We start from the raw sequence: 20,414 nt of genomic DNA on the forward strand, positions 1-20,414 counted from the left end.
ATGGCGATGGCGCGCTTCGTCGAGACCTTCGAGGGCGACGACCTGGATCCGGCGGCGTGGACCACGAGCTACCTGCCGGCCTGGAGTTCGCGCGCCGCCTCGGCAGCGACGTATCGCGTCGCAGGGGGCGAGCTCTCGCTCAGCATTCCGCCGGCGCATCCGTTGTGGTGCCCCGACCTGCACGAGGGGCCGCTGCGGGTCTCCGCGGTTCAGACCGGGAACCGATCCGGGCCGGTGGGCAGCGCCGATGGCCAGCAGCCGTTCCGCGAGGGCTTGACCGTGCGCGAGGAGCAGCCGACCGTGATCGGTTTCGCGCCGCTCTACGGCCGCATCGAGGTGGAGTGCCGCGCCACGATCTCAGCTCGATCCATGTTCTCGGCCTGGATGGTCGGCCTCGAAGACCGCCCGGAGCGCTGCGGCGAGATCTGTCTCGTGGAGGTGTTCGGCGACACGGGACTCATCGGGAGCGGCGTGCACCCGTTCCGTGATCCGCGACTGCGCGAGGACTTCGACGCGATCGACTTGGGCGTCGATGTGGACGACTGGCACGTCTACGCCGCCGATTGGAGCCCCGACGGCGTGGAGTTCTCGGTCGACGGCGACGCGACCCGCAGCGTCGCGATCGCGCCCGACTACCCGCTGCAGCTCATCCTCGGCGTCTTCGACTTCCCCGATCGCGCCCCCGGCGACGGCCCGGATGCGGTGACACCCGTCGCCGAGCTCGCCGTGCGCCGGGTCGAAGGGTCGTCGCAGGCCCGCTCCATTAGTCTTTCGAGGTGACCACCGCAGCATCGACCCGCCGGCCGACCCGCACCGCCACGGGCGGCGGAGGCGCGGTGGCGTTCGCGACCCTGGTGATCTTCACGCTCTTCGCGGGTGATTTCTGGCGCAACCTGATCAGCTGGCCCGCGTACTTCGCCCTCGACGGCCTGCTGCTGGTCGGCAGCATCGTGTTCCTCGTGCGCCGGCGCCCCGCCTTCAACTGGCGGCGTACGCCCCGGATGCTCGCCCTGTTCCTGCTGCTGCTCACGGTGTCGATCGCGTGGTCGTTCTACCCGGGTGCGAGCGCCCTCGGCGTGCTCGCCCAGTGGTCGACCACCACCGCCGCCGTGTTCGTCGCCCTCTGCCTCGACTGGCCGCAGCTGCTGCGGGCCCTCGGCAACGCGTTCCGCTGGATCCTGGGGCTCTCGCTGGTCTTCGAGCTGATCGTCTCGCTGTTCGTCCGACAGCCGGTGCTGCCCCCCTGGGCTACGTATCCTCCGGGAAAGCAGCCGGCGGCGTTCTACTGGAGCAGGGACCTGCTGTTCCACGGCGGCCAGATCCAGGGCATCCTGGGCAACAGCAACCTGCTGGCGATGATCGCGCTGCTCGCCCTCATCGTGTTCGGCATCCAGCTCGCCGATCGCACGGTGCGGCGCTCGGTGGGCATCGCCTGGATCGTCGTCGGGCTTCTCACCTTCGCGCTCACCCGCTCGTCGACGGTCATCGTCGCCCTGCTCTTCACCGTCGTGGTGCTCGCGTTCGCCCTCTGGACGCGACGGGCCGGCCCCGACCGTCGACGGCCGGTCTACCTCACGGCGGCGGCCCTCCTGGTCGTCGGCGTCGTGCTGTCCATTGTGTTCGCCTCGCGCATCCCGGGCCTGCTCGGCAAGAGCGAAGACCTCACCGGGCGCCTCACGATCTGGGACTCGGTGATCGGCCTGGCTCAGCAGCGCCCGGCGTTCGGCTGGGGCTGGGTGAGCTATTGGGCGCCGTGGGTCGCCCCCTTCGACGGTCTCGCCGTTCGCAACGGGGTCCAGTACCTGCAGGCGCACAACGTGTGGCTCGACGTCTGGCTCCAGCTGGGCATCGTCGGTCTCGTCGTCTTCATCCTGCTGGTGCTCGCCACGCTGAAGCGCTCCTGGTTCCTCGCCGTCGACCGGCCGCGCACGGGCGTCGTCGATGACAAGCCGTACTCCGCGCTGACCCTGCTGCCGCTGCTCGTACTCGCGGCCTACCTCGCCCAGAGCGTTGCGGAGAGCCGCCTGATCATCGAGGGCGGCTGGCTGCTCCTGGTCGTGTTCTCACTGAAGACGAAGCAGACCGCACCGTAGGATTGCTGCATGGCCGCGACCCGACGTCCCCTGGTCCCCGTCGCGGTGACCGAGTTCCTCGGCTCTGCGCGGTTCAACTCCGTGCTCTCGCTGGTGGCCGTCGGCGTCGGGTTCTCCACCCACGCGATCCGGGCCGTCATCGGCTGGCCCGGCCTGATCGGCGCGATCGCCGTGCTCGTGGTGCTCGCGGCCCTCTCGTTCATCGCCCAGCGCCGCATGATCGAGTGGCACGGCCTGCTTCCGATCTCCATCCTCGTCTTCGTCGGCTGGTGCGCGATCAGTCTCTTCTGGAGCAGCTACCAATGGGCGACGCTCGCCGGCGTGGTCTATCAGCTGAGCTTCGCCTTCCTCGCGATCTACATCGCCCTCGTGCGCGACGCGATCCAGATCGTGCGTGTGGTGGGCGATGTGCTGCGGTTCCTGCTCACGGCATCTCTCGCGCTCGAGGTGTTCAGCGGGCTGATCATCGACCTGCCGATCCGGTTCCTGGGCATCCAGGGGAACATCGCCGGCGGCGGTCCGATCCAGGGGCTGTTCGGCTCCCGCAACCAGCTGAGCATCGTCGCCCTCATCGCCTTCGTCACGTTCCTCGTCGAGCTGCGCACCCGGTCGGTGCGGCCGCCGCTGGCCGCGGTGTCGATCACGCTCGCCGTGCTCAGCATCCTGCTCGCCCACTCCCCCGTGATCGCCGCGGTGTCGCTCGTCGTCGGCCTGGCGACGCTCGCTCTCTTCGCGCTGCGCCAGGTGCAGGCGAAACACCGCCGCTACTACCAATGGGGGCTTGCGGCGCTGACGATCGTCGCGCTCGTGCTGGCCTACGTGTACCGCACGCGCGTCATCGACCTGCTGAACGCCCGCGCCGACTTCCAGGTGCGGTACCGGCTGTGGATCCAGATCTGGGAGCTCATCCCGGTCAACCAGACGGTCGGCTGGGGATGGGTCGGCCAATGGCCGCAGGACATCTACCCGTTCACGGCCATCCAGGCCGCCACCGGTTCAGCGCACACCGACGGCCTCAACGCCTACCTCGACGTCTACCTGCAGGTCGGCATCATCGGCGTGCTGCTGTTCGTCGCCCTGCTCGCCCTCGCGTTCGGCCGCTCCTGGCTGCTCGCCTCGAACAAGCGCAGCGTCGTGTACGCCTGGGCGCCGCTCGTGCTCGTGGCCCTGCTCACCACGAGCGTCTTCGAGAGCTCCATCCTGGTCGAGGCCGGATGGCTGCTGCTGGTGATCTGCGCGGTGAAGGCCTCGCAGGGGATGAGCTGGCGGCGGCACCTGCCGCACCGGGAGCCGCAGCAGGTCTAAGCGGGCTGGAACAGATCGCGCAGAACATCCGCCGTGCCGCGGCTGGCGTACTGCACGTACAGTCCACGCCGCCAGAGGGCGAGCACCGCGCGCACCCGCTTGAGGCGGTTCCCCGGCAGCGCCGCGCGCTCCGCCTCGAACGCGGCCTTCGCCCTCGCGTGCTCCAGCACGCCCTCCGGCACGGCGTCGCCGAGTTCGGCGAGACGGTCGGCGAGCACGGCGAAGCGGCGGGCGAGCATCAGGTTGCGATCGCCGCGGTTCTGCAGGACGCGCGACACCTTGTACCGGAAGGTCGGCTCGGCCACGCCGATGAGGTTGGAGCCGTGCAGGCGGTAGTCGATGGTGGGCTCCTCGAGCACGTCGACACGACCCGTCACCGACGCGATGATTGCGAGCCACTCATCGTGCACCCATTCCGGCGGGAACGGCATCGCCCGCTCCACCAGGTCACGACGGAACACCGCTGTGGCGCCGGTGGCGAGGTTGCGGCGCAGCAGCACCCGGAATGCGTCTCCGCTCCGCTCCGCGCGGAACTCCGCGGGAGAGACCTCGAGCGACTCGAAAAGGGTGCGTCCGAGGGCCACGCCGTTCTCATCGACCAGGGCGGCGTCCGTGTGCAGGAAGGTGAGTGACGGGTCGGCGGCGAAGCGCTCGGTGATCGTGCGAAGCCGTCCGGGGCGCCAGCGGTCGTCCTGATCGCTCAGCGCGACCAGGTCGCCATCGGCGGCGGCGATGGCGCGCTCGAAGTTCGCGGTGACGCCGCTCGGAGCGTCGCCCTCGAGCACCACGAGCTCCGGCACATCGTCGCGCGAGGCGATCGTCTCGCGCACGACGGCCATCGTGCCGTCATCGGAGCCGTCATCGGAGACGACGAGCTGAGAGGCACCGGGTCGCTGGTCGAGGATGCTGAGCAACTGCTCAGCGATGTACGGGCGGCCGTTGTACGTGCACAACGCGACCGAGAGACGCGTCACGCGAGAGCCGACCGGGAGGCGTGGGCGTCCCACGCCGAGGAGACGATCTCGTCGAGGCTCCGGCTGGCACGCCAGCCGAGCTCGCGTGCGATCTTCGCGGGCGATGCCACCACGATGCTGGCGTCGCCATCGCGGCGGGGAGCGATCTCCGGACGCAGGGGCGAACCCGACGCGGCGAGGATGGCCTCGACCATCGCCCGCACGCTCGTGCCCTCGCCGGTGCCGACGTTGAACACCGTGTGGCCAGGCTCGTCGGCGGCCGTGCGGTCGACGGCAGCCAGATGCGCCTCAGCGAGGTCGAGCACATGCACGTAGTCGCGCACACAGGTCCCGTCGGCCGTGTCGTAGTCGTCGCCGAAGATCAGGGGCGGCAGACCGTTCTCGATGCGTTCGATGACCATGGGGACGAGGTTGAGCACGGCACGGTCGGCCAGCTCCGGCCATCCGGTACCGGCGACGTTGAAGTAGCGCAGGCTGACCGCGGACAGGCCGAACGCGGTCGCGGCGTCGCGCACAAGCTGCTCGCCGACCAGTTTGGTCTCGCCGTACGGGTTCACCGGCACGGCGTCGGCGTCTTCGGGGATGGCGTTTCCCGTCGCACTGCCGTACACGGCCGCCGAGGACGAGAAGACGAGCCGGGTGACGGAAGCGTCTTCCATGGCCAGCAACAGGTTGGCTAGTCCGGCGACGTTCTGCTGGAAATACCAGGCGGGTCGCTGAACCGACTCGAAGACCTGCTTGCGGGCTGCGAAGTGCAGGACCGCCTCGATCTTCTCGTCGGCGAGCAGGCTCGCTACGCGCGCGACCGACGACGGCTCTGCGAGATCGAGTTGCTCGATCCGTACATCCGGAACCCGGCCGGCATCCCCGGTCGCGAGGTCGTCGACGATGACCACATGGTCGCCGCGGCGCCGCAGCAGGCGCACCACGTGCGCGCCGATGTAGCCGGCGCCGCCGGTGACGAGGATTCGCATGGGCCCGATTCTATGAGATGGGTCTCTGAGTATCCGAAGAGCCACTACGCGTTTGCTCAGAACCGGACGGGGCGACTGTTTCGGCCGCCGGCGGGACAGACGCCTGACCAGCTGCACCGATGGGCTCGGCGACGCCCTCCGCCACGTCGGGGAACGCGTCTCCCGCTCGCGGCGCCTGGAGGATGGCGAGCTGCCGGGCGAGCTCGGTGATCTCCCGTTCAGTGTGGCGGTGCCTGCGCTGCTGCAGGATCGAATTGCCGACGAAGACGACGATCAGCCCGTAGAGCAGCAGGTCCGTGCCTCTGCCGACGCCGACGACGCGGGCGACGGCCGTCACGGCCGACGGGAAGATGACGGCGAGCACGACGACGGCCACCAGGAGCAGCATGACCAGCCGGCGGATCGCCAGATGGCGCACCCCGCGGCCCGGCAGGATCAGAAAGATCGCAAAGGCTGCGAGAACGATGATCAGGATGATCTTGATGGTGAGTTGTCCCGTGTCCACGGTGTCTCCTACTTCAGGAACAGATCGCTGAGGATGTTGACCGAGTTCCAGACGGACTGGCCCTTCGACCGCGAGTAGTCCGTGTAGACCACGTGCACCGGCGCCTCGGCCCAGCGCAGTCGGTTGCGACCGATCTCCGACACGATCTCCGACGCGTGCGCCATGCGGTTCTGCGTGATGGCGACCGTCTCGGCAGCGTGGCGATTGAATGCCCGGAGGCCGTTGTGCGCGTCGGTGAGCTGGACCCCGCTGCTCATCCGCTCGAAGACGACACCCAGCTTCAGCACGACGCGTTTGACGAAGGCGACCTTGGTGCGTTTGTCAAGGAAGCGCGAGCCGACCACGATGTCGAGCGGCTGCTCGTCGAGCATGTGCACCATCGCGACGGCGTCGGCGACCTGGTGCTGACCGTCGGCGTCGAACGTCACGAAGTAGTCGGCGGACGGATCGGCGAGCGCATAGTCGAGCCCGGTGCGCAGGGAGGCACCCTGTCCGAGATTGACCGGATGACGGACGACGACCGCACCGGCGGCACGCGCCTCGACGACGGAGGCATCGGTGCTCCCGTCGTCGACGCAGACGACCTTGGGGAACGTCTTACGCGCCTCTTCCACGACGGCGCGCACGACAGGCGCTTCGTTGTAAAGAGGGATCACGAGCCACGTTCGGTGCTCGACGGGTGTAATCGGTGGTCTCCTCTGTCGTCGCCCGGGTCAGGGCTGTTCAGCTCGAATCGCTCACCCATCTTAGCTCGGGCACCCGCCGCGAACCTGGGCCCTGGCCGTCCGCCGGGCTTCCCAGGAGGTTCGCGTGGTAGTTTCGATGCGCAATCGCCCCTGTAATGCGGGCACCCTTCACTCCCGAGAGGACACAAGGCGTTGGTCTTTGTCGCACCTCAGGCCGACGTCTCGCCGGACGCGTCGATCGGCGATGGTTCCAAGATCTGGCATCTGGCCCAGGTCCGCGAGAACGCGGTGCTCGGCACCGACTGCATCGTCGGCCGCGGTGCGTACATCGGCACGGGCGTGCGGATGGGCGACAACTGCAAGGTGCAGAACTACGCGCTCGTCTACGAGCCGGCCGTGCTCGGCCACGGAGTCTTCATCGGGCCGGCCGTCGTGCTCACCAACGACACGTACCCGCGTGCGGTCACCCCTGACGGAGAGCTGAAGAGCGCGCACGACTGGACGCCGGTCGGCGTCACGATCCACGACGGTGCTTCCATCGGCGCGCGTGCGGTCTGCATCGCCCCCGTGACCATCGGCCGGTGGGCTACCGTCGCCGCCGGAGCCGTCGTCACCACCGACGTCCCCGACTTCGCCCTGGTGGCCGGCGTGCCCGCCCGGCGCATCCGCTGGGTCGGCAAGGCCGGAGTGCCGCTCGAACGCGAGGGCGACGACTGGGTGTGCCCCGTCACGGGCGAGCGATACCGCGAACACGACGATGTACTGAAAGAGGTTGACTGATGACCGAGGCTCCCGCCTTCATCCCTGCAGCGAAACCGATCATCGGCGACGAGGAGCGCGCGGCGGTCGACGCCGTGCTGGCGTCCGGGATGCTCGCCCAGGGCGAAGAGGTCGCCGCGTTCGAGACGGAGTTCTCGTCGCACCTCGTCGACGGCCGCCACGCCGTCGCGGTCAACTCGGGGACGGCCGGACTGCACCTCGGTCTGCTCGCCGCCGGCGTCGGCCCCGGTGACGAGGTCATCGTGCCGTCGTTCACGTTCGCCGCCACGGCGAACTCCGTCGCGCTGACCGGGGCGCGCCCCGTGTTCGCCGACATCGAGCCCCGGCACTACGCGCTCGACCCGGCCGCCGTGGAGGCCGCGATCACCGAGAACACCGTCGGCATCATGCCCGTGCACCTTTACGGGCACCCCGCCGATATGACCGCGCTCGGCGAGATCGCATCCCGTCACGGCCTCGCGCTCTTCGAAGACGCCGCCCAGGCCCACGGTGCGTCATTCGGCGGAAAGCCCGTGGGTTCGTTCGGGACGTTCGCGATGTTCAGCCTCTACCCGACCAAGAACATGACGTCCGGTGAGGGCGGCATGGTCACGACCTCCGACGACGAGGTCGCCCGCCGGCTGCGGTTGCTGCGCAACCAGGGCATGGAACGCCAGTACGAGAACGAGCTCGTCGGCTTCAACGCCCGTATGACCAACCTGCACGCCGCCATCGGCCGGGTGCAGCTGACCAAGATCGACGGCTGGACCGAGCAGCGGCGCGCGAACGCCGCCTTCCTCGATGCGAACCTGCGCGGCGTGCAGACGCCGGCGGTCGCCGAGGGAGCGACCCACGTCTACCACCAGTACACGATCCGTGTGCCGGAGGATCGCGACGGTTTCGCCGCCGCCCTGCGCGAGGAGTACGCGATCGGCAGCGGCGTCTACTACCCGATCCCGAACCACCGCCTCCCCTCGTTCAACCGTCCGGAGGATCTGCCCGAGACCGAGCACGCCGCAGCGCAGGTTCTGTCGCTGCCGGTGCACCCGTCGCTGAGCGCCGGCGATCTCGACCGCATCGTCGAGGCCGTCAACGCACTGGCGGGAGCGGGCGCCTGATGGCCGACCTGCGCATCGGCCTCATCGGCCTCGGCATGATGGGACGCCACCACGCCCGCGTGATCCGCGAGGTCGAGGGCGTCACGCTCGCCGGCGTCGCCGACTCGTACGGCGACCCCCACGGCGTCGCCGGTGATCTCGCGATCTCGGCGTCGGTCGACGAGCTCATCGATCTCGGCATCGACGGGGCGGTCGTCGCCGTTCCGACCTTCCTGCACGAAGAGGTCGCACTGCGCCTTGCCGATGCCGGCGTCCACGCACTCGTCGAGAAGCCGATCGCGGGCGACGTCGAGTCGGGGACCCGGGTCGTCGAGGCGTTCGAGCGCGCCGGCCTGGTCGGTGCTGTCGGGCACATCGAGCGCTTCAATCCTGCACTCCTCAGCCTCCGCGAGCGCATCGAGGCCGGCGAGCTCGGCGAGGTCTACCAGATCGCCACGCGCCGGCAGGGACCGTTCCCGGCACGCATCGCCGATGTGGGCGTCGTGAAAGACCTGGCGACCCACGACATCGACCTCACCTCGTGGCTCGCGCAGAGCGGGTTCGCATCCGTGTCGGCGCACACGGCGCTGCGCAGCGGGCGCGAGTTCGAGGACATGGTGTCGTTCACCGCTCGGCTGCGCAACAACGTGATCACGAACCACCTCGTGAACTGGCTCTCGCCGATGAAGGAACGGGTCACGGTCGTCACCGGCGAGTACGGGGCGTTCGTCGCCGACACCATCAGCGGCGATCTCACCTTCTACGAGAACGGCACCGCGCGCACCGAGTGGGAGTCCGTCATGGCCTTCCGGGGAGTGAGCGAGGGCAGCGTGCTGCGCTACGCCCTCACCAAGCGCGAGCCGCTGCGCGTCGAGCACGAGGCCTTCCGCGATGCGATCCTCGGCCGGGAGAACGCTCCCGCCCGCATCGTCACCATGCGCGAAGGCCTCGAGAACGTCCGCGTCGCGGAGGCCGTCCTCGCGTCGGCCGAGCAGTCGGCGACGGTCGTCCTGCCGGCGTGAGGTCACGCATGCGACGGGTACTGATCGCTTCCCGCCTCTATGCGCCCGAGGTCGGTGCAGCGGCTTTCCGGCTGCGCGCTCTCGCACGCGGGCTGTCGGGTGAGGGGGCAGCGGTCACCGTCGTCACCACGAACCCACCGCGGGGCTCCGGGCGTCCCGCCCGCGACGCCGGCGTGCGGGTGCGCCGGCTCCCGGTACTGCGAGACGCAGGCGGAAACGTCCGCGGCTACGTGCAGTACCTCAGCTTCGACATCCCGCTGTTCTTCCGGCTCCTGGTGTCGTCGGCCGACCTCGTCGTCTCCGAGCCGCCGCCCACCACCGGCCTGGTCGTCGCGGTCACCTCCTGGCTGCGCCGGAGGCCGTACGCCTACTATGCGGCCGACGTGTGGACGGACGGTCTGGTCGCGCTGGGCGCACCCGGCGCGCTCATCCGGATCATGCGCGCGGTCGAAGGATTCGTGCTCCGCAACGCCGCAGCCGTCGTCGCTGTCTCCGACGAGGTGGCCGACAAGGTCGCCGCGTTCGGCACGGCTCGTTCGTCGATCGCCGTCGTCGGAAACGGTGTCGACACCGACACGTTCACGCCGCTGGGCGAATCGGTCGAGGTCGGGCACCCGATGTTCGTGTACACCGGAGCGATGTCCGAGTGGCAGAGCCCCACGGTGTTCGTCGAGGCGCTCCCCCTCGTGCGCGAGGTGTTCCCCGAGGCGACGATCCGCTTCTTCGGTCAGGGTGTGGAGGAGCCGGAGCTGAAGCGCACCGCCGCGCGGCTCGGTCTCGAGACGGTGGTGCTCTTCGGCGGCGTGATCCCGCCCGCGCAGACCGCCACCTGGATCCGCAGTGCGACTGCGGCGCTCGCCAGCATCAGCCCCGGCGCTGGGTACGACTTCGCCAAGCCGACCAAGACCTACGCCGCCGCCGCGTGCGGTGTCCCCGTGGTGTTCGCCGGCGAGGGTGCCGGCGCGTCGCTCGTCGCTGACAACGACCTGGGCTGGCGGTGCGGGCATGACGCGCGCTCGGTCGCCGACGCCATGATCGCAGCAGCCGAGGCGCAGGCCGACGGCTCCTCGGCGGCTCAGCGCGAGCGGCGGGCCGCATGGGCGCGCGAGCACGCGTCGATCGCCGCAGCGGGGACGGCCGCCGCCCGGCGAGTGCTCGAGGCGGTCCGCGCCGGCTGAACGCGACCGGGCCCGATCAGCGCGGCTCGATCAGCTCCGCGTCACCCGCTCGCTGAGTACGTCGACGACCCGCGCCGCGGCGTGCCCGTCGCCGTACGGTGTCGCCTCGGTCGCTGCCGGCCGCGGACGCTGAACCGCGGCACGCAGCCGCGGCAGGTCGGACCCCACGAGCTCGTTCCAGCCCAGCTCGACCGTCTCGACCCACTCGGTCTCGGGCCGCACCGTCGTGCACGGCACGCGGAGGAGGAAGGCCTCCTTCTGCAGGCCGCCGGAATCCGTCACGACTCCGGCGCTCGACGACACGGCGGCGATCAGGTCCGGGTACGCCAGCGGAGTGGTCAGCACGATCGATCCCTGCTGCAGGTCGACTCCCCCGGCCTCGGCCGCAGCGACGAGGCGCGGGTGCGCCAGCAGGTGCACCGGACGGTCGAGTCCGCCCAGCGCCTCGACGATGGCGGTGAGTCGCGCCGGGTCGTCCGTGTTGTCGGGCCGATGGATGGTGGCGACGTAGTACTGCCCGGATTCCATCCCCGCCGGCCGGAGACCGGAGCGCTCGACCTGATCGCGCACCTGGTACAGCACGTCGGTCATGACGTCGCCGACCAGCACGCTGCGGTGCGCGAGACCCTCGGTTGCGATATGGTCCATCGCCACCTGCGTCGGCGCGAGGAGGAGGTCGGCGGCATGATCGGTGAGCACCCGGTTGTGCTCCTCCGGCATACGACGGTTGAACGAGCGGAGGCCGGCCTCGAGGTGCGCGAGCGGAAGGTGCAGTTTCACCGCGGCCACCGCTGCGGCGAGCGTGGAGTTGGTGTCGCCGTAGACGAGCACCCAGTCGGGCCGGTACTTCTCGAAGACCGGCTCGAGCCCGGCGAGCATCGCGCCCGTCTGCTCGCCGTGCTTGCCGGAGCCGACCGCGAGATTCACATCCGGCGCAGGGATGCCGAGGTCGCGGAAGAAGACGTCGGACATGATCTCGTCGTAGTGCTGGCCCGTGTGCACCACGATGTGCTCGGCCCGGTCGCGCATCGCGGCGGCGATGGGGGCGAGCTTCACGAATTGGGGACGGGCACCGACGACACTCAGAACGCGCATCCTTTAAGCCTACTTGCTGGGCCGTGCACGCGCCGCGACGGCCGATGACCCTCGTGGTCATACACTTTCTGCGTGCCACCGTTCGCCGCCGACGAGAGGGCGACGCTCACCCGCCGCCTCCTGCGCAGCTCGGTCGTCCGCTACCTGATCGCCGGCGGCCTGAGCTTCCTCGTCGACTTCGGGCTCCTTGCACTGCTCCACGATGTGTTCGGATGGCCGGTCTGGCTCGCCTCGGGTGTCGCGTTCCTCGTGAGCTTCGCCTTCACCTACACGATCCAGCGGATCTTCTCGTTCGACTCGCGCGCCCCCCACGGCCGAGCCATCCTGCGCTACACGCTCCTCGTCGCGTTCAACACGCTGGCGACGGTGCTCATCGTCTCGCTCGTGAACACCACCGTGCTGGGGTGGGCCGGCGGCAAGGTCATCGCGACCGTTGCGAGCACCGCGTGGAACTACTTCGCCTACCGATACTGGGTGTTCGCGTCCGATCCCGACGTGGCAGAAGCCCGCACCGAAAGGACCTGACGTGTACAACGGAGCCCGCATCGCCGCGGTCGTGCCCGCCTACAACGAGGAGCGGATGATCGCCACGGTGATCGAGACGATGCCCGCGTTCGTCGACCACATCGTGATCGTGGACGACCACAGCCCCGACGACACGTCCGGCGCCGTGCGCGCTGTCGGTGACCAGCGGGTCGTGCTCATCCGTCACGAGGTCAATCAGGGCGTCGGCGGCGCGATCATCACAGCCCACCGGGCCGCGATGGAGCTCGGCTCCGATGTCAACGTGGTCATGGCCGGCGACGCGCAGATGGACCCCGAGCACCTGCCGGAGCTGCTCGACGCCGTGACCAAGCAGGGCTACGGGTTCGCCAAGGCCAACCGGTTCTTCGCCCCCGAGTCGTTCCACGGGATGCCCGGCTACCGGGTGTTCGGCAACGTCGCGCTCTCGTTCCTCACCAAGCTGGCATCCGGATACTGGCACCTGTTCGATCCGCAGAACGGCTACACGGCCGTGCGCACCGAGGTGCTGCGCCGGGTGCCGCTCGATGCCGTGGCCAAGCGCTACAGCTTCGAGAACGACCTGCTGATCCACTTGAACATCCTGCAGGTGCCCGCCATCGACGTCCCGATCCCCGCCGTCTACGGCATCGAGGCGTCGAGCATCCGGCTGTCCCGGGTGGTCCCCGAGCTCCTCAGCCTGCTGACCAGAGGGTTCTGGCGTCGGATCTGGTACCGCTACGTGCTCTGGTCGTTCTCACCGGTCGCGCTGCTGCTCTTCCTCGGCCTCATCCTCTTCGGCGTCGGTCTGGGGATCGCGATCTGGGTGTGCTTCCAGATCGCCGGGTCCGTGGTGGCGACCGCCGCGACCGTCATGCTGGCCGCACTGCCCCTGATCTTCGGGGCGCAGATGCTGATCAGCGCGCTTCAGCTCGATATTCAGGCGAGTCCGTCGACTCCGACGTATCCGGCGTTCGAGGACTGACCGTCTCGGCCGCCACACGTGCCGCCCACAGCCAGACGAAGAGTCCGCTGCCTGCGAGCGCGACCGCGATCCACAGGATGTTCGACCCGGGAGCCTGCCACTGGGGCGCGAGGATGAAGTACGACCAGGTGCCCGCTTCTCCCACCGCGTAGCGCCGCAGCGCACCGGCGATCGACAAGGTCTGCGCCAGCGCAGCGAGTCCGCCGAGGGTGATCACCCCGCGCAGCAGGAGGTGGCGGGGCACGATGACACCGGCGCGCACCGGCCCTGGCCGCTCACCAGGCTGCGAAGCCGCCCCGGCGATCGCGACGGCACTGATCACCAGGACGCAGGCGTACGCGATGAGGGAGTACCGCCCCTGCCAGATGTAGCCGGACTGCCGGATCGACAGCGCTTGCGTCACGGCGGGCACGAGGAGGTAGCCGGCGACGGCGACGAGCACGGCGGCCAGGAGCCTGCCGCGGGCGACGATGAGAGCCGCGACGGCCGTGCCCATCGCGAGCAGCGTACCGAAGGCGATCACGAACGGCGGGGCGGGGGTGTCGAGCCAGCCGAAGAGCCCGATCATCCCGCGGTCGAACGAGCGGTCGAGGATCATCGCGATGAAGGCGCCGGACGGGCTGACATCCTGACCGGGGAAGTGCCCGAATCCGGAGAGCACTCCCACGCGCATCGTCCACAGCACCGACGCGATCACACCGATCCCGACCACCCCGATCGTCACCCACACCGCAGGCCGGCGGAAGAGCTCCCGGAGCCGCTCCGGGTCGGCCGCGACGAGGGCGATGATCACGATCAGCAACATCCACAGCGGCGACAGCGCTCGTGTGTTGGCCAGCAGCACGCCGGTGACGGCGATCAGCACGAGCACGGTGCGCCGGCGCTGCAGCTCCGGTCCGCGTACGAGCAGCAGCAGCAGAGCGAGCAGGGCGGCGCCCGCTGCGATCTCGACGGCGTTCGGATTGACGCTGCCGCTCAGGAACATGGTCGTCGGCGTCGCGATCGCGAGCGCTGCTGCACCGGCGACGGCCGACCGCCGGAATGCGAAGAGGGCGGCAACCGCGACCGCCAGCAGGGCCGAGCAGAGCAGCGCCGTGAGCAGCCGCATGGAGAAGACGACCGCGTGCGGCTCGCTGAACAGCAGGCTCGGCCAGCCGACCAGGGCGTAGTACACCGGGTTGTAGAGCCCGGCCGACGTCTTCGCCGTGACAATGGCGCTCGAACCGGGAGGCGTGCCCTGGCACGATGCCGACTTGTTCGGATAGAAGGCGAAGCACGTCCACAGCCAGGCGTCGCCTTCGGCGCTCGGCACGCGCACCTCGGTGTAACCGGACTGCGGGAGGGGCTTGCCGACGAGTTCACCGCGCACGACCGCAGCGGCCTTGATGATGTGGGACGGCTCGTCTGGGCTCGCCGAGAGCGGGGTGGCGATGGACCAGGCCCCCGACACCAGGAAGAGGGCCGCGAAGGAGACCAGGCCACTCAGCCAGTTCGAGTTCGCCACCCTGCGCATGGCCTGAGCTTAGGAGACTCCGACCACCCGGTACACGACGCCGGGCCACATATCGGCAGAACTGAGCCTCCGGCCGTCGACCAGTGCCTTCACGCCCGGGATGTCGCTCGGCCCGAGCGGCTTGTACTCGGCGTGGTCGGTCTGGATGACGGCCGCGTCCGCCGGATCGCCGAGGGTGTACGGCTCGAGGCCGAGAGCCCGCAGTTCATCGTCGCTGTAGAGGGGGTCGTGGACGACGGGGACGGCACCCCGCGCACGGAGCGCCTCGACGGTGGGGAAGACGCCGGAGAACGCGGTCTCCTTGACCCCTCCGCGGTAGGCGGCGCCGAGCACGACCACCCGGGCGCCGGTCAGCTCGCCGTAGGCGCCCTCGAGCATCGAGACGGCGTGCGCCGGCATGGCAGCGTTGGCCTCGCGCGCGGCGCGAACGATCGTCGCCTCGGGGTCGTTCCACAGGTAGAGCCGCGGGTACACCGGGATGCAGTGGCCGCCGACGGCGATGCCCGGCCGGTGGATGTGGCTGTACGGCTGCGAGTTGGAGGCGTCGATCACCTGGTACACGTCGATGCCCGTGCGTTCGGCGTAGCGGGCGAACTGATTCGCCAGGCCGATGTTGACATCCCGATACGTGGTCTCGGCCAGCTTGGCGAACTCCGCCGCCTCGGCGGACCCGAGGTCCCAGACGCCGTTGGGGCGCGGCAGGTCGGGCCGCTCGTCGAAGTCGAGCACGGCCTCGTAGAACTCCAGCGCCCGCGCCGCGCCGCGCTCGGTGAGCCCGCCGATCAGCTTGGGGTACTTGCGCAGGTCGGCGAAGATGCGCCCGGAGAGCACACGCTCCGGCGAGAAGACGACGTCGAAATCGACGCCCTCGGTGAGTCCCGAGATCTCCTCCAGGCGTGGCGTCCAGCGCTCGCGCGTGGTGCCGACGGGCAAGGTCGTCTCGTACGAGATCAGCGTGCCGGGAGTGAGGTGGGCGGCGACCGATTCGGTGGCGGAATCCATCCAGGCGAAGTCGGGTCGGGCGTCGAGGTCGACGAACAGAGGGACGACGATCACGACGGCGTCGGCGCCGGGAACGGCATCCGCGTAATCGGTGGTCGCCCGCAGCGAACCGGCGGAGACTGCTGCGGTCAGCTTCTCGTCGAGGTCGGTCTCACCGGGGAAGGGGACCTGCGCGGCGTTCACCAGCTCGACGGTGCGGGGGTTGACGTCGACGCCGACCACCTCGTGCCCTTTCGAGGCGAACTGTACGGCGAGGGGCAAACCGATCTTGCCGAGCGCGATGACCGCAATCTTCATCTATCTGTCACTTCCCACGGGATGCAATCGAACCCCCCAATCCTACGTGGCCCGCGCGAGCGCCCCGCACCGGGCCACCCAGGGCGATCTTGTATCCTCGACGGGTGTCAGACAAGAAGCGCCGTGTCACGGTGGTCACCACATGGTTCCCCAGTGAGGCGCAGCCCGCGCAGGCGCCGTTCAATCTGAACCATGCCCAGGCGATCGCGCTCGACTCGGACGTCGCCGTGATCCACGTGCGGCTCGGGAGCTCGGCACCGGACGTGAACGAGGTCTACGGGGGCATCCGCGTGCAACGCCGGTCGCTGAGCCCGCGGCACCCGCTGCGCAGCGCCCGGATGCTCGTCGCGATCGCGCGCGCGGTGCGCGCTTCCGACATCCTGCACACCATGGCGTTCTCCTCGGCGCTCGTCGCTGCCGTCGCGCTGCCGTTCTCGCGGCCCGCATGGGTGCACACCGAGCACTGGAACGGGGTCACCAACCCGGCGAGCGTCTCACGCACCTGGGAACGGCTCGCCTGGATGCGGCGCGTCCTGCGTCGCCCCCGTCACCTCACAGCCGTCACCGGCCAGCTCGGCGCCGTGCTGAGCGAACTCTCCGGCGGTCGTCCCGTCGATGTCGTGCCCTGCGTCGTCGAGAACCCGCGCCCGGTGATCGAGCGCGACCCCGCCGGCATCCGGATGGTCGGTGTCGGCTATCTCGTCCCTCGCAAGAACCCGCTGATGGCCGTCGACGTGGTCGCCGAACTGGCGAAGGAACGGCCCGACGTCTCGATGACCTGGGTCGGCGGCGGCCGGCTGCAGGCGGAGGTCGAGGCCGAGTCGCGGCGTCTCGGCATCGCCGACCGCTTCACCCTCACCGGCATGGTCGATCCCGACGCCGTCTTCGAGTACTTCGAGAAGGCGAACCTCTTCTTCCTCCCGACGGAGCAGGAGAACTTCTTCACGGCGGCCGCCGAAGCACTCTCCGCCGGCCTGCCCGTCGTGGCCGGCCGGGTGGGCGGCTTCACGGATTACATCGACGAGAGCAACGGCGTGATCACCGACGACCTCACCGTCGCCGGATACACTGCGGCGATCCTGCGCGCGGTAGATGGACTGAGCGACGTCCCGTCGGCGACCCTCGCCGAGCCCATCCGGGAGAGGTTCAGCCGCCGGCGCATCGCCGACCAGTTCGGAGCGATCTACGCGGCGGTCACCGCGGGCTGATCATCCGGCTCGTTGAGCGCTGACGACCGGGGCCCCCGCACCTCGATGTACCAGAGCGCGAGGGCGATCGCCGCGGCGAAGGTGACGACGCCGAACAGCCAGGCGACCATCGGGGAGATCGGCACGCTCCACCACCACACGACGTAGTGGTTGAGGTTCCAGTCGTTCACAGTGAGCCCCGAGATGTAGCGGCGCATGTTCACGTGGAGCGCCGCCGCATTGGCCACTGCGACGACGACCGCGATGACGGCGACCTGCAGCCGGCCGAACCCGAACGTGCGCCCGCGCACGGTGAGCAGCGCGACGCCGGCGAACATCAGCAGCACCGGCAGCACGTAACGCGGCTGCACCTGCACGCCGACCTGCGCACGGCTGACGTAGAGCAACCACATCGGGATGGCGAACAGCGTGAGGAAGACCGCGGCCAGCGCGATCAGCTTGCGAGCCGATGCGGAGCGCAGTCCGGCGAACGTCACGGCGCCGAAGACGGCGATGCCGGTCACCCAGACCACGGCGGGCATCGGGGTGTCCAGCCACCCGAGACCCCAGGTACCGAGATTGCCTGCCCAGATCGACGGCAGGTTGAGTAGGTTGCTCCAAAGCAGTGCCGGGATCGTGATGACCTCGTCTTTATTGCTGAAGCCGCTCGATGAGACGCCCGACTGCCCGGCGGTCAGATAGAAGAAGGCGGCGAGGACTACGAGCGCAGCGGGGAGGATCGCTTTGAGCCAGAAGGCGCGGCTGCGATCGATCGAGAGCACCCCCGCGACGCCGATCGCCAGCACGGTGTAGACCGCCCCGTCGGCACGCGCACCAGCCCCCATCACCGCGAGGACGGCCGACAGGATGCCCAGGCCGATCGCCCGCCGCCCGCTCGACTCGAAGTAGCCGAGGAGCGCCAGCCAGAGCGAACCGCCGGAGATCACCGCCCAGGCGCTCGGGTTGTTGGAGGCGACCAGGAACATCCCGAGGGGGACGATGCCGATGGCCCACGTCCAGATCAGGGTGCGTCGCCGCGATGGAGCGAGCAGCCAGTAGAGCAGCGACATCAGCCCGACGAAGATGACGGCGTTCAGGATACGGAGCCCGATCACCGTCGCCGCGACGTTCGGCGTGACGAAGATGCTCATGAACGAGTAGTAGACGGGCGGGTAGATGCCCTGGAAGTTGCCGCGCGTCGTCGGCGTCATCGTGCCCGCCGGGGGTGCCTGCCGATTCTGGCAGACCGCGATCTCCGGCTTCACGTTGCACTTCGAGTCCGCGATCGCGTCGGGCACGGCCCGCTGATCCGGATGACCGGGGACCTGCTCGCAGATCCCGGGGCGGTCGCCGAGCCCGCACCAGATGCTGGGGAGGTGGTAATCGTCGTCGGGGCTCGACCCGATCGGCGACGAGACGGCCCAGGCTACGAGAGCAAGAAGGGTGAGGAGCGGAACGAGTGCGATGTAGGTCCACCGTCGACGGCGACGCGGAGCGGGAGGAGAAACGAGCACTGGAGAAGCTTAGCGGCAGCTGTCGCGCCGCTTACCGGTCGGCATACAGGTAAGCGTAGAACTCGTCTTTGAGCGCCCGGAGCGCGTGGTACTGGTTGCCCGACTCCTCCTGCATGACCTGGTCGATGGCGACGGCCGACTTGCGCACGCGCCAGCCGCGGCTGACGGCGACGAACGTCATCCACTGGTCTTCGAGCATCAGGAAGCGCGGAGGCAGTTCGAAGAACGACGGGTCGGCCACGAGGTCGAGGTCGACGATCGCCCCACCGGTTCCGGCGTAGTCGGCCGGCTCCCCCGGCTCCAGTTCGGAGCGCTTCCAGTGGCTGCCGTGGTTGCCGAACGCCCACCATGCCGCGATCGTGCGCGGCTCGTACTCGGCCAGCATCGTCGCCGCGAAGTCCGGACCGACCAGCTGGTCGTCGTCGAGCATGATGAACGGTCCGCGCAACCCATCCAGCCAGAGGCGACGTGCGACGACGAACCGCGCGACGCCGCCGATGTTCGCCGGCGATCGGATGAGCTCGACGGAGTGGGCGGTCCCCTCGAACGATTCCGCGAGCGCCGCGAGCCGCCGCTCGTATTCCGCCTGATGAGCGGGACCGTTGTTCCACAGGATCAGCCGCAACGGGCGATCGAGCTGCTGTCCGGCGATCATGCGCACGATGGCGTCGAAACGCGCCGGCCGGTTCCAGAGGCACATGATGACCGGCACGGCGTCCGCTGCCGGGGCTCCGACGACGACAGCAGGCCGCAGCGGCTGCGTGAGGAGGCGCTGCACCGCGGACGCGCGGCGCTGGTCCGCGCGCGCGCGACGGCGCTCGGCGAGCGTGCGTCGACCGCTGGCGGCCGCACGACGCGCTCGACCGATGGCCGCCCCGGCGATCCTGACCGTCGAATCGGCGACCCGCACCGCCCGCCGTCCGGCGAGACGACGCAGCTCTGCCTCCGCCGCCGACGCCTGTGCCGCGACCGGCTCGAGCACGTCGATCCGGTCGAGAGCGCCGGCGAGACCGGCGCGCAGCGCAACGGCCTCGGCGTCGGCGGTGAGCGCGACGTCGGCGATTCCGGCCGCAGCGAGCGGGGCGAGCCGATTATCGGCCCTGAGGGACCCGGCCGTCACAGCTGCCGCGATCACGTCGTCCGTGCCCGGCTCCGCGAGATACCGGGCGACTCCCACGGTGTCGGAGAGACCGTCACGCGCCCGCACCTGTTCGACCGAGCGGTCGGCGAGCCGCAGAACCTCGATCCCCGGCGCCTCTGCCGGGGACTCGTCGCCGGCGCGCAGAGCGGTTCGCGTCGCCGGTCGGCCCCCGGCGATCGCGGCGCCCGGCCGCAGATCGCGAAAGGTCAGGCGGGCGAACCCCGGCCCGGAGAGAGCGCGCTGCCCGGTCATGGGCGCGACGGGCACGTCGATGCGACCGATCCCACGCTCGATGCGCTCGAAGGCGTCGACGAGGCGGACCCCGGTGGTCGTCGCGACCCAGAACTCGCCGCCCTGCGCGTCCAGTCTCCAGCCGTCGCCCTCCGGGTCCCACGAACGGGTGAGAACGGCCCCCGCACGATCGTCGGGGTCGACGGCTTCGAACGCCGTGCTCACAGCTGCGCTCGCGCTGCCGTCGACGATGATGACGCGGTCGACACCCTCGCTGCGATAGTGGAGCACGGATGCCGCCACGATGTCGTCGTCACCATCGGTCAGACGGAGCACGACCGTGAGGGTCATGCCG

General features: G+C 69.6%; 19 protein-coding genes. 10 read left to right on the forward strand and 9 right to left on the reverse strand.

Annotated features, from left to right (window positions below):
• The 3 genes from AC1DB1_RS10970 to AC1DB1_RS10980 are packed head-to-tail and all read left to right on the forward strand — an operon-like array spanning position 1 to position 3,398.
• A complete protein-coding gene (locus AC1DB1_RS10970; RefSeq protein WP_477200790.1) occupies positions 1-780 on the forward strand; it encodes a glycoside hydrolase family 16 protein in 780 nt (259 codons plus the stop codon).
• Positions 777-2,093: an O-antigen ligase family protein gene (locus AC1DB1_RS10975; protein WP_477200791.1), complete on the forward strand. Its 1,317-nt coding sequence runs from the start codon at positions 777-779 to the stop codon at positions 2,091-2,093. Before AC1DB1_RS10970 ends, AC1DB1_RS10975 begins: the two co-directional genes overlap by 4 nt.
• 9 nt (positions 2,094-2,102) lie before the next feature.
• Positions 2,103-3,398, forward strand: a complete 1,296-nt coding sequence (locus AC1DB1_RS10980; protein ID WP_271176261.1) for an O-antigen ligase family protein — start codon at positions 2,103-2,105, stop codon at positions 3,396-3,398.
• On the opposite strand, the gene AC1DB1_RS10985 is transcribed toward AC1DB1_RS10980, so the two are convergent.
• From AC1DB1_RS10985 to AC1DB1_RS11000, 4 genes are read right to left on the reverse strand one after another with little or no spacing between them, the layout of a single operon-like run.
• Entirely contained in the window at positions 3,395-4,372 is a 978-nt protein-coding gene (locus AC1DB1_RS10985; protein ID WP_477200792.1) for a glycosyltransferase family 2 protein, read from the reverse strand. The two genes, AC1DB1_RS10980 and AC1DB1_RS10985, sit on opposite strands and share 4 nt — an antisense overlap.
• On the reverse strand, positions 4,369-5,346 hold the full coding sequence (gene galE / locus AC1DB1_RS10990; RefSeq protein ID WP_477200793.1) for a UDP-glucose 4-epimerase GalE: 978 nt from the start codon (positions 5,344-5,346) through the stop codon (positions 4,369-4,371). Before galE ends, AC1DB1_RS10985 begins: the two co-directional genes overlap by 4 nt.
• Positions 5,347-5,356: 10 nt before the next feature.
• Positions 5,357-5,851 carry a DUF2304 family protein gene (locus AC1DB1_RS10995; RefSeq protein ID WP_477200794.1) on the reverse strand — a complete coding sequence of 165 codons (495 nt, stop codon included), beginning with the start codon at positions 5,849-5,851 and terminating at the stop codon, positions 5,357-5,359.
• A gap of 8 nt (positions 5,852-5,859) precedes the next feature.
• A complete protein-coding gene (locus AC1DB1_RS11000; protein WP_271176257.1) occupies positions 5,860-6,507 on the reverse strand; it encodes a glycosyltransferase family 2 protein in 648 nt (215 codons plus the stop codon).
• Positions 6,508-6,729: 222 nt separating this feature from the next.
• Between AC1DB1_RS11000 and AC1DB1_RS11005 the strand changes: the two genes are divergently transcribed.
• Genes AC1DB1_RS11005 through AC1DB1_RS11020 form a run of 4 tightly spaced genes read left to right on the forward strand, consistent with a single transcriptional unit; the run spans position 6,730 to position 10,593 of the window.
• Positions 6,730-7,317 carry an acyltransferase gene (locus AC1DB1_RS11005; protein WP_271176256.1) on the forward strand — a complete coding sequence of 196 codons (588 nt, stop codon included), beginning with the start codon at positions 6,730-6,732 and terminating at the stop codon, positions 7,315-7,317.
• Positions 7,317-8,414, forward strand: a complete 1,098-nt coding sequence (locus AC1DB1_RS11010) for a DegT/DnrJ/EryC1/StrS family aminotransferase (RefSeq protein WP_271176255.1) — start codon at positions 7,317-7,319, stop codon at positions 8,412-8,414. Before AC1DB1_RS11005 ends, AC1DB1_RS11010 begins: the two co-directional genes overlap by 1 nt.
• The gene (locus AC1DB1_RS11015; protein ID WP_477200795.1) at positions 8,414-9,415 is read left to right on the forward strand and encodes a Gfo/Idh/MocA family oxidoreductase; all 1,002 of its coding nucleotides are present in this window, start codon (positions 8,414-8,416) and stop codon (positions 9,413-9,415) included. Before AC1DB1_RS11010 ends, AC1DB1_RS11015 begins: the two co-directional genes overlap by 1 nt.
• A gap of 8 nt (positions 9,416-9,423) precedes the next feature.
• Entirely contained in the window at positions 9,424-10,593 is a 1,170-nt protein-coding gene (locus AC1DB1_RS11020) for a glycosyltransferase family 4 protein (protein ID WP_477200796.1), read from the forward strand.
• A 30-nt stretch (positions 10,594-10,623) separates the two neighbouring features.
• Here the strand turns inward: AC1DB1_RS11020 and wecB are convergent, their stop codons facing one another.
• Positions 10,624-11,688, reverse strand: a complete 1,065-nt coding sequence (gene wecB / locus AC1DB1_RS11025; RefSeq protein ID WP_477200797.1) for a non-hydrolyzing UDP-N-acetylglucosamine 2-epimerase — start codon at positions 11,686-11,688, stop codon at positions 10,624-10,626.
• Between the two features lie 72 nt (positions 11,689-11,760).
• On the opposite strand from wecB, the gene AC1DB1_RS11030 reads away from it, so the two are divergent.
• Together AC1DB1_RS11030 and AC1DB1_RS11035 are read left to right on the forward strand one after the other, a co-directional pair.
• Positions 11,761-12,213: a GtrA family protein gene (locus AC1DB1_RS11030; protein ID WP_271176251.1), complete on the forward strand. Its 453-nt coding sequence runs from the start codon at positions 11,761-11,763 to the stop codon at positions 12,211-12,213.
• Between the two features lies 1 nt (position 12,214).
• The gene (locus tag AC1DB1_RS11035) at positions 12,215-13,174 is read left to right on the forward strand and encodes a glycosyltransferase family 2 protein (RefSeq protein ID WP_477200798.1); all 960 of its coding nucleotides are present in this window, start codon (positions 12,215-12,217) and stop codon (positions 13,172-13,174) included.
• Here AC1DB1_RS11035 and AC1DB1_RS11040 read toward each other — a convergent pair.
• Together AC1DB1_RS11040 and AC1DB1_RS11045 are read right to left on the reverse strand one after the other, a co-directional pair.
• Positions 13,107-14,687, reverse strand: a complete 1,581-nt coding sequence (locus tag AC1DB1_RS11040; RefSeq protein ID WP_477200799.1) for a DUF2142 domain-containing protein — start codon at positions 14,685-14,687, stop codon at positions 13,107-13,109. The two genes, AC1DB1_RS11035 and AC1DB1_RS11040, sit on opposite strands and share 68 nt — an antisense overlap.
• A gap of 9 nt (positions 14,688-14,696) precedes the next feature.
• Positions 14,697-15,986, reverse strand: a complete 1,290-nt coding sequence (locus AC1DB1_RS11045) for a nucleotide sugar dehydrogenase (RefSeq protein WP_271176248.1) — start codon at positions 15,984-15,986, stop codon at positions 14,697-14,699.
• Between the two features lie 104 nt (positions 15,987-16,090).
• Between AC1DB1_RS11045 and AC1DB1_RS11050 the strand changes: the two genes are divergently transcribed.
• On the forward strand, positions 16,091-17,194 hold the full coding sequence (locus AC1DB1_RS11050; RefSeq protein ID WP_477200800.1) for a glycosyltransferase family 4 protein: 1,104 nt from the start codon (positions 16,091-16,093) through the stop codon (positions 17,192-17,194).
• Here the strand turns inward: AC1DB1_RS11050 and AC1DB1_RS11055 are convergent.
• Entirely contained in the window at positions 17,170-18,687 is a 1,518-nt protein-coding gene (locus tag AC1DB1_RS11055; protein ID WP_477200801.1) for a DUF2142 domain-containing protein, read from the reverse strand. The two genes, AC1DB1_RS11050 and AC1DB1_RS11055, sit on opposite strands and share 25 nt — an antisense overlap.
• Positions 18,688-18,718: 31 nt before the next feature.
• Positions 18,719-20,410 (reverse strand): glycosyltransferase family 2 protein, encoded by a 1,692-nt coding sequence (locus AC1DB1_RS11060; RefSeq protein ID WP_477200802.1) that lies wholly within the window; start codon positions 20,408-20,410, stop codon positions 18,719-18,721.
• Between the last annotated feature and the right edge of the window lie 4 nt (positions 20,411-20,414).

It is taken from the genome of Leifsonia sp. 10N434 (assembly GCF_056394405.1).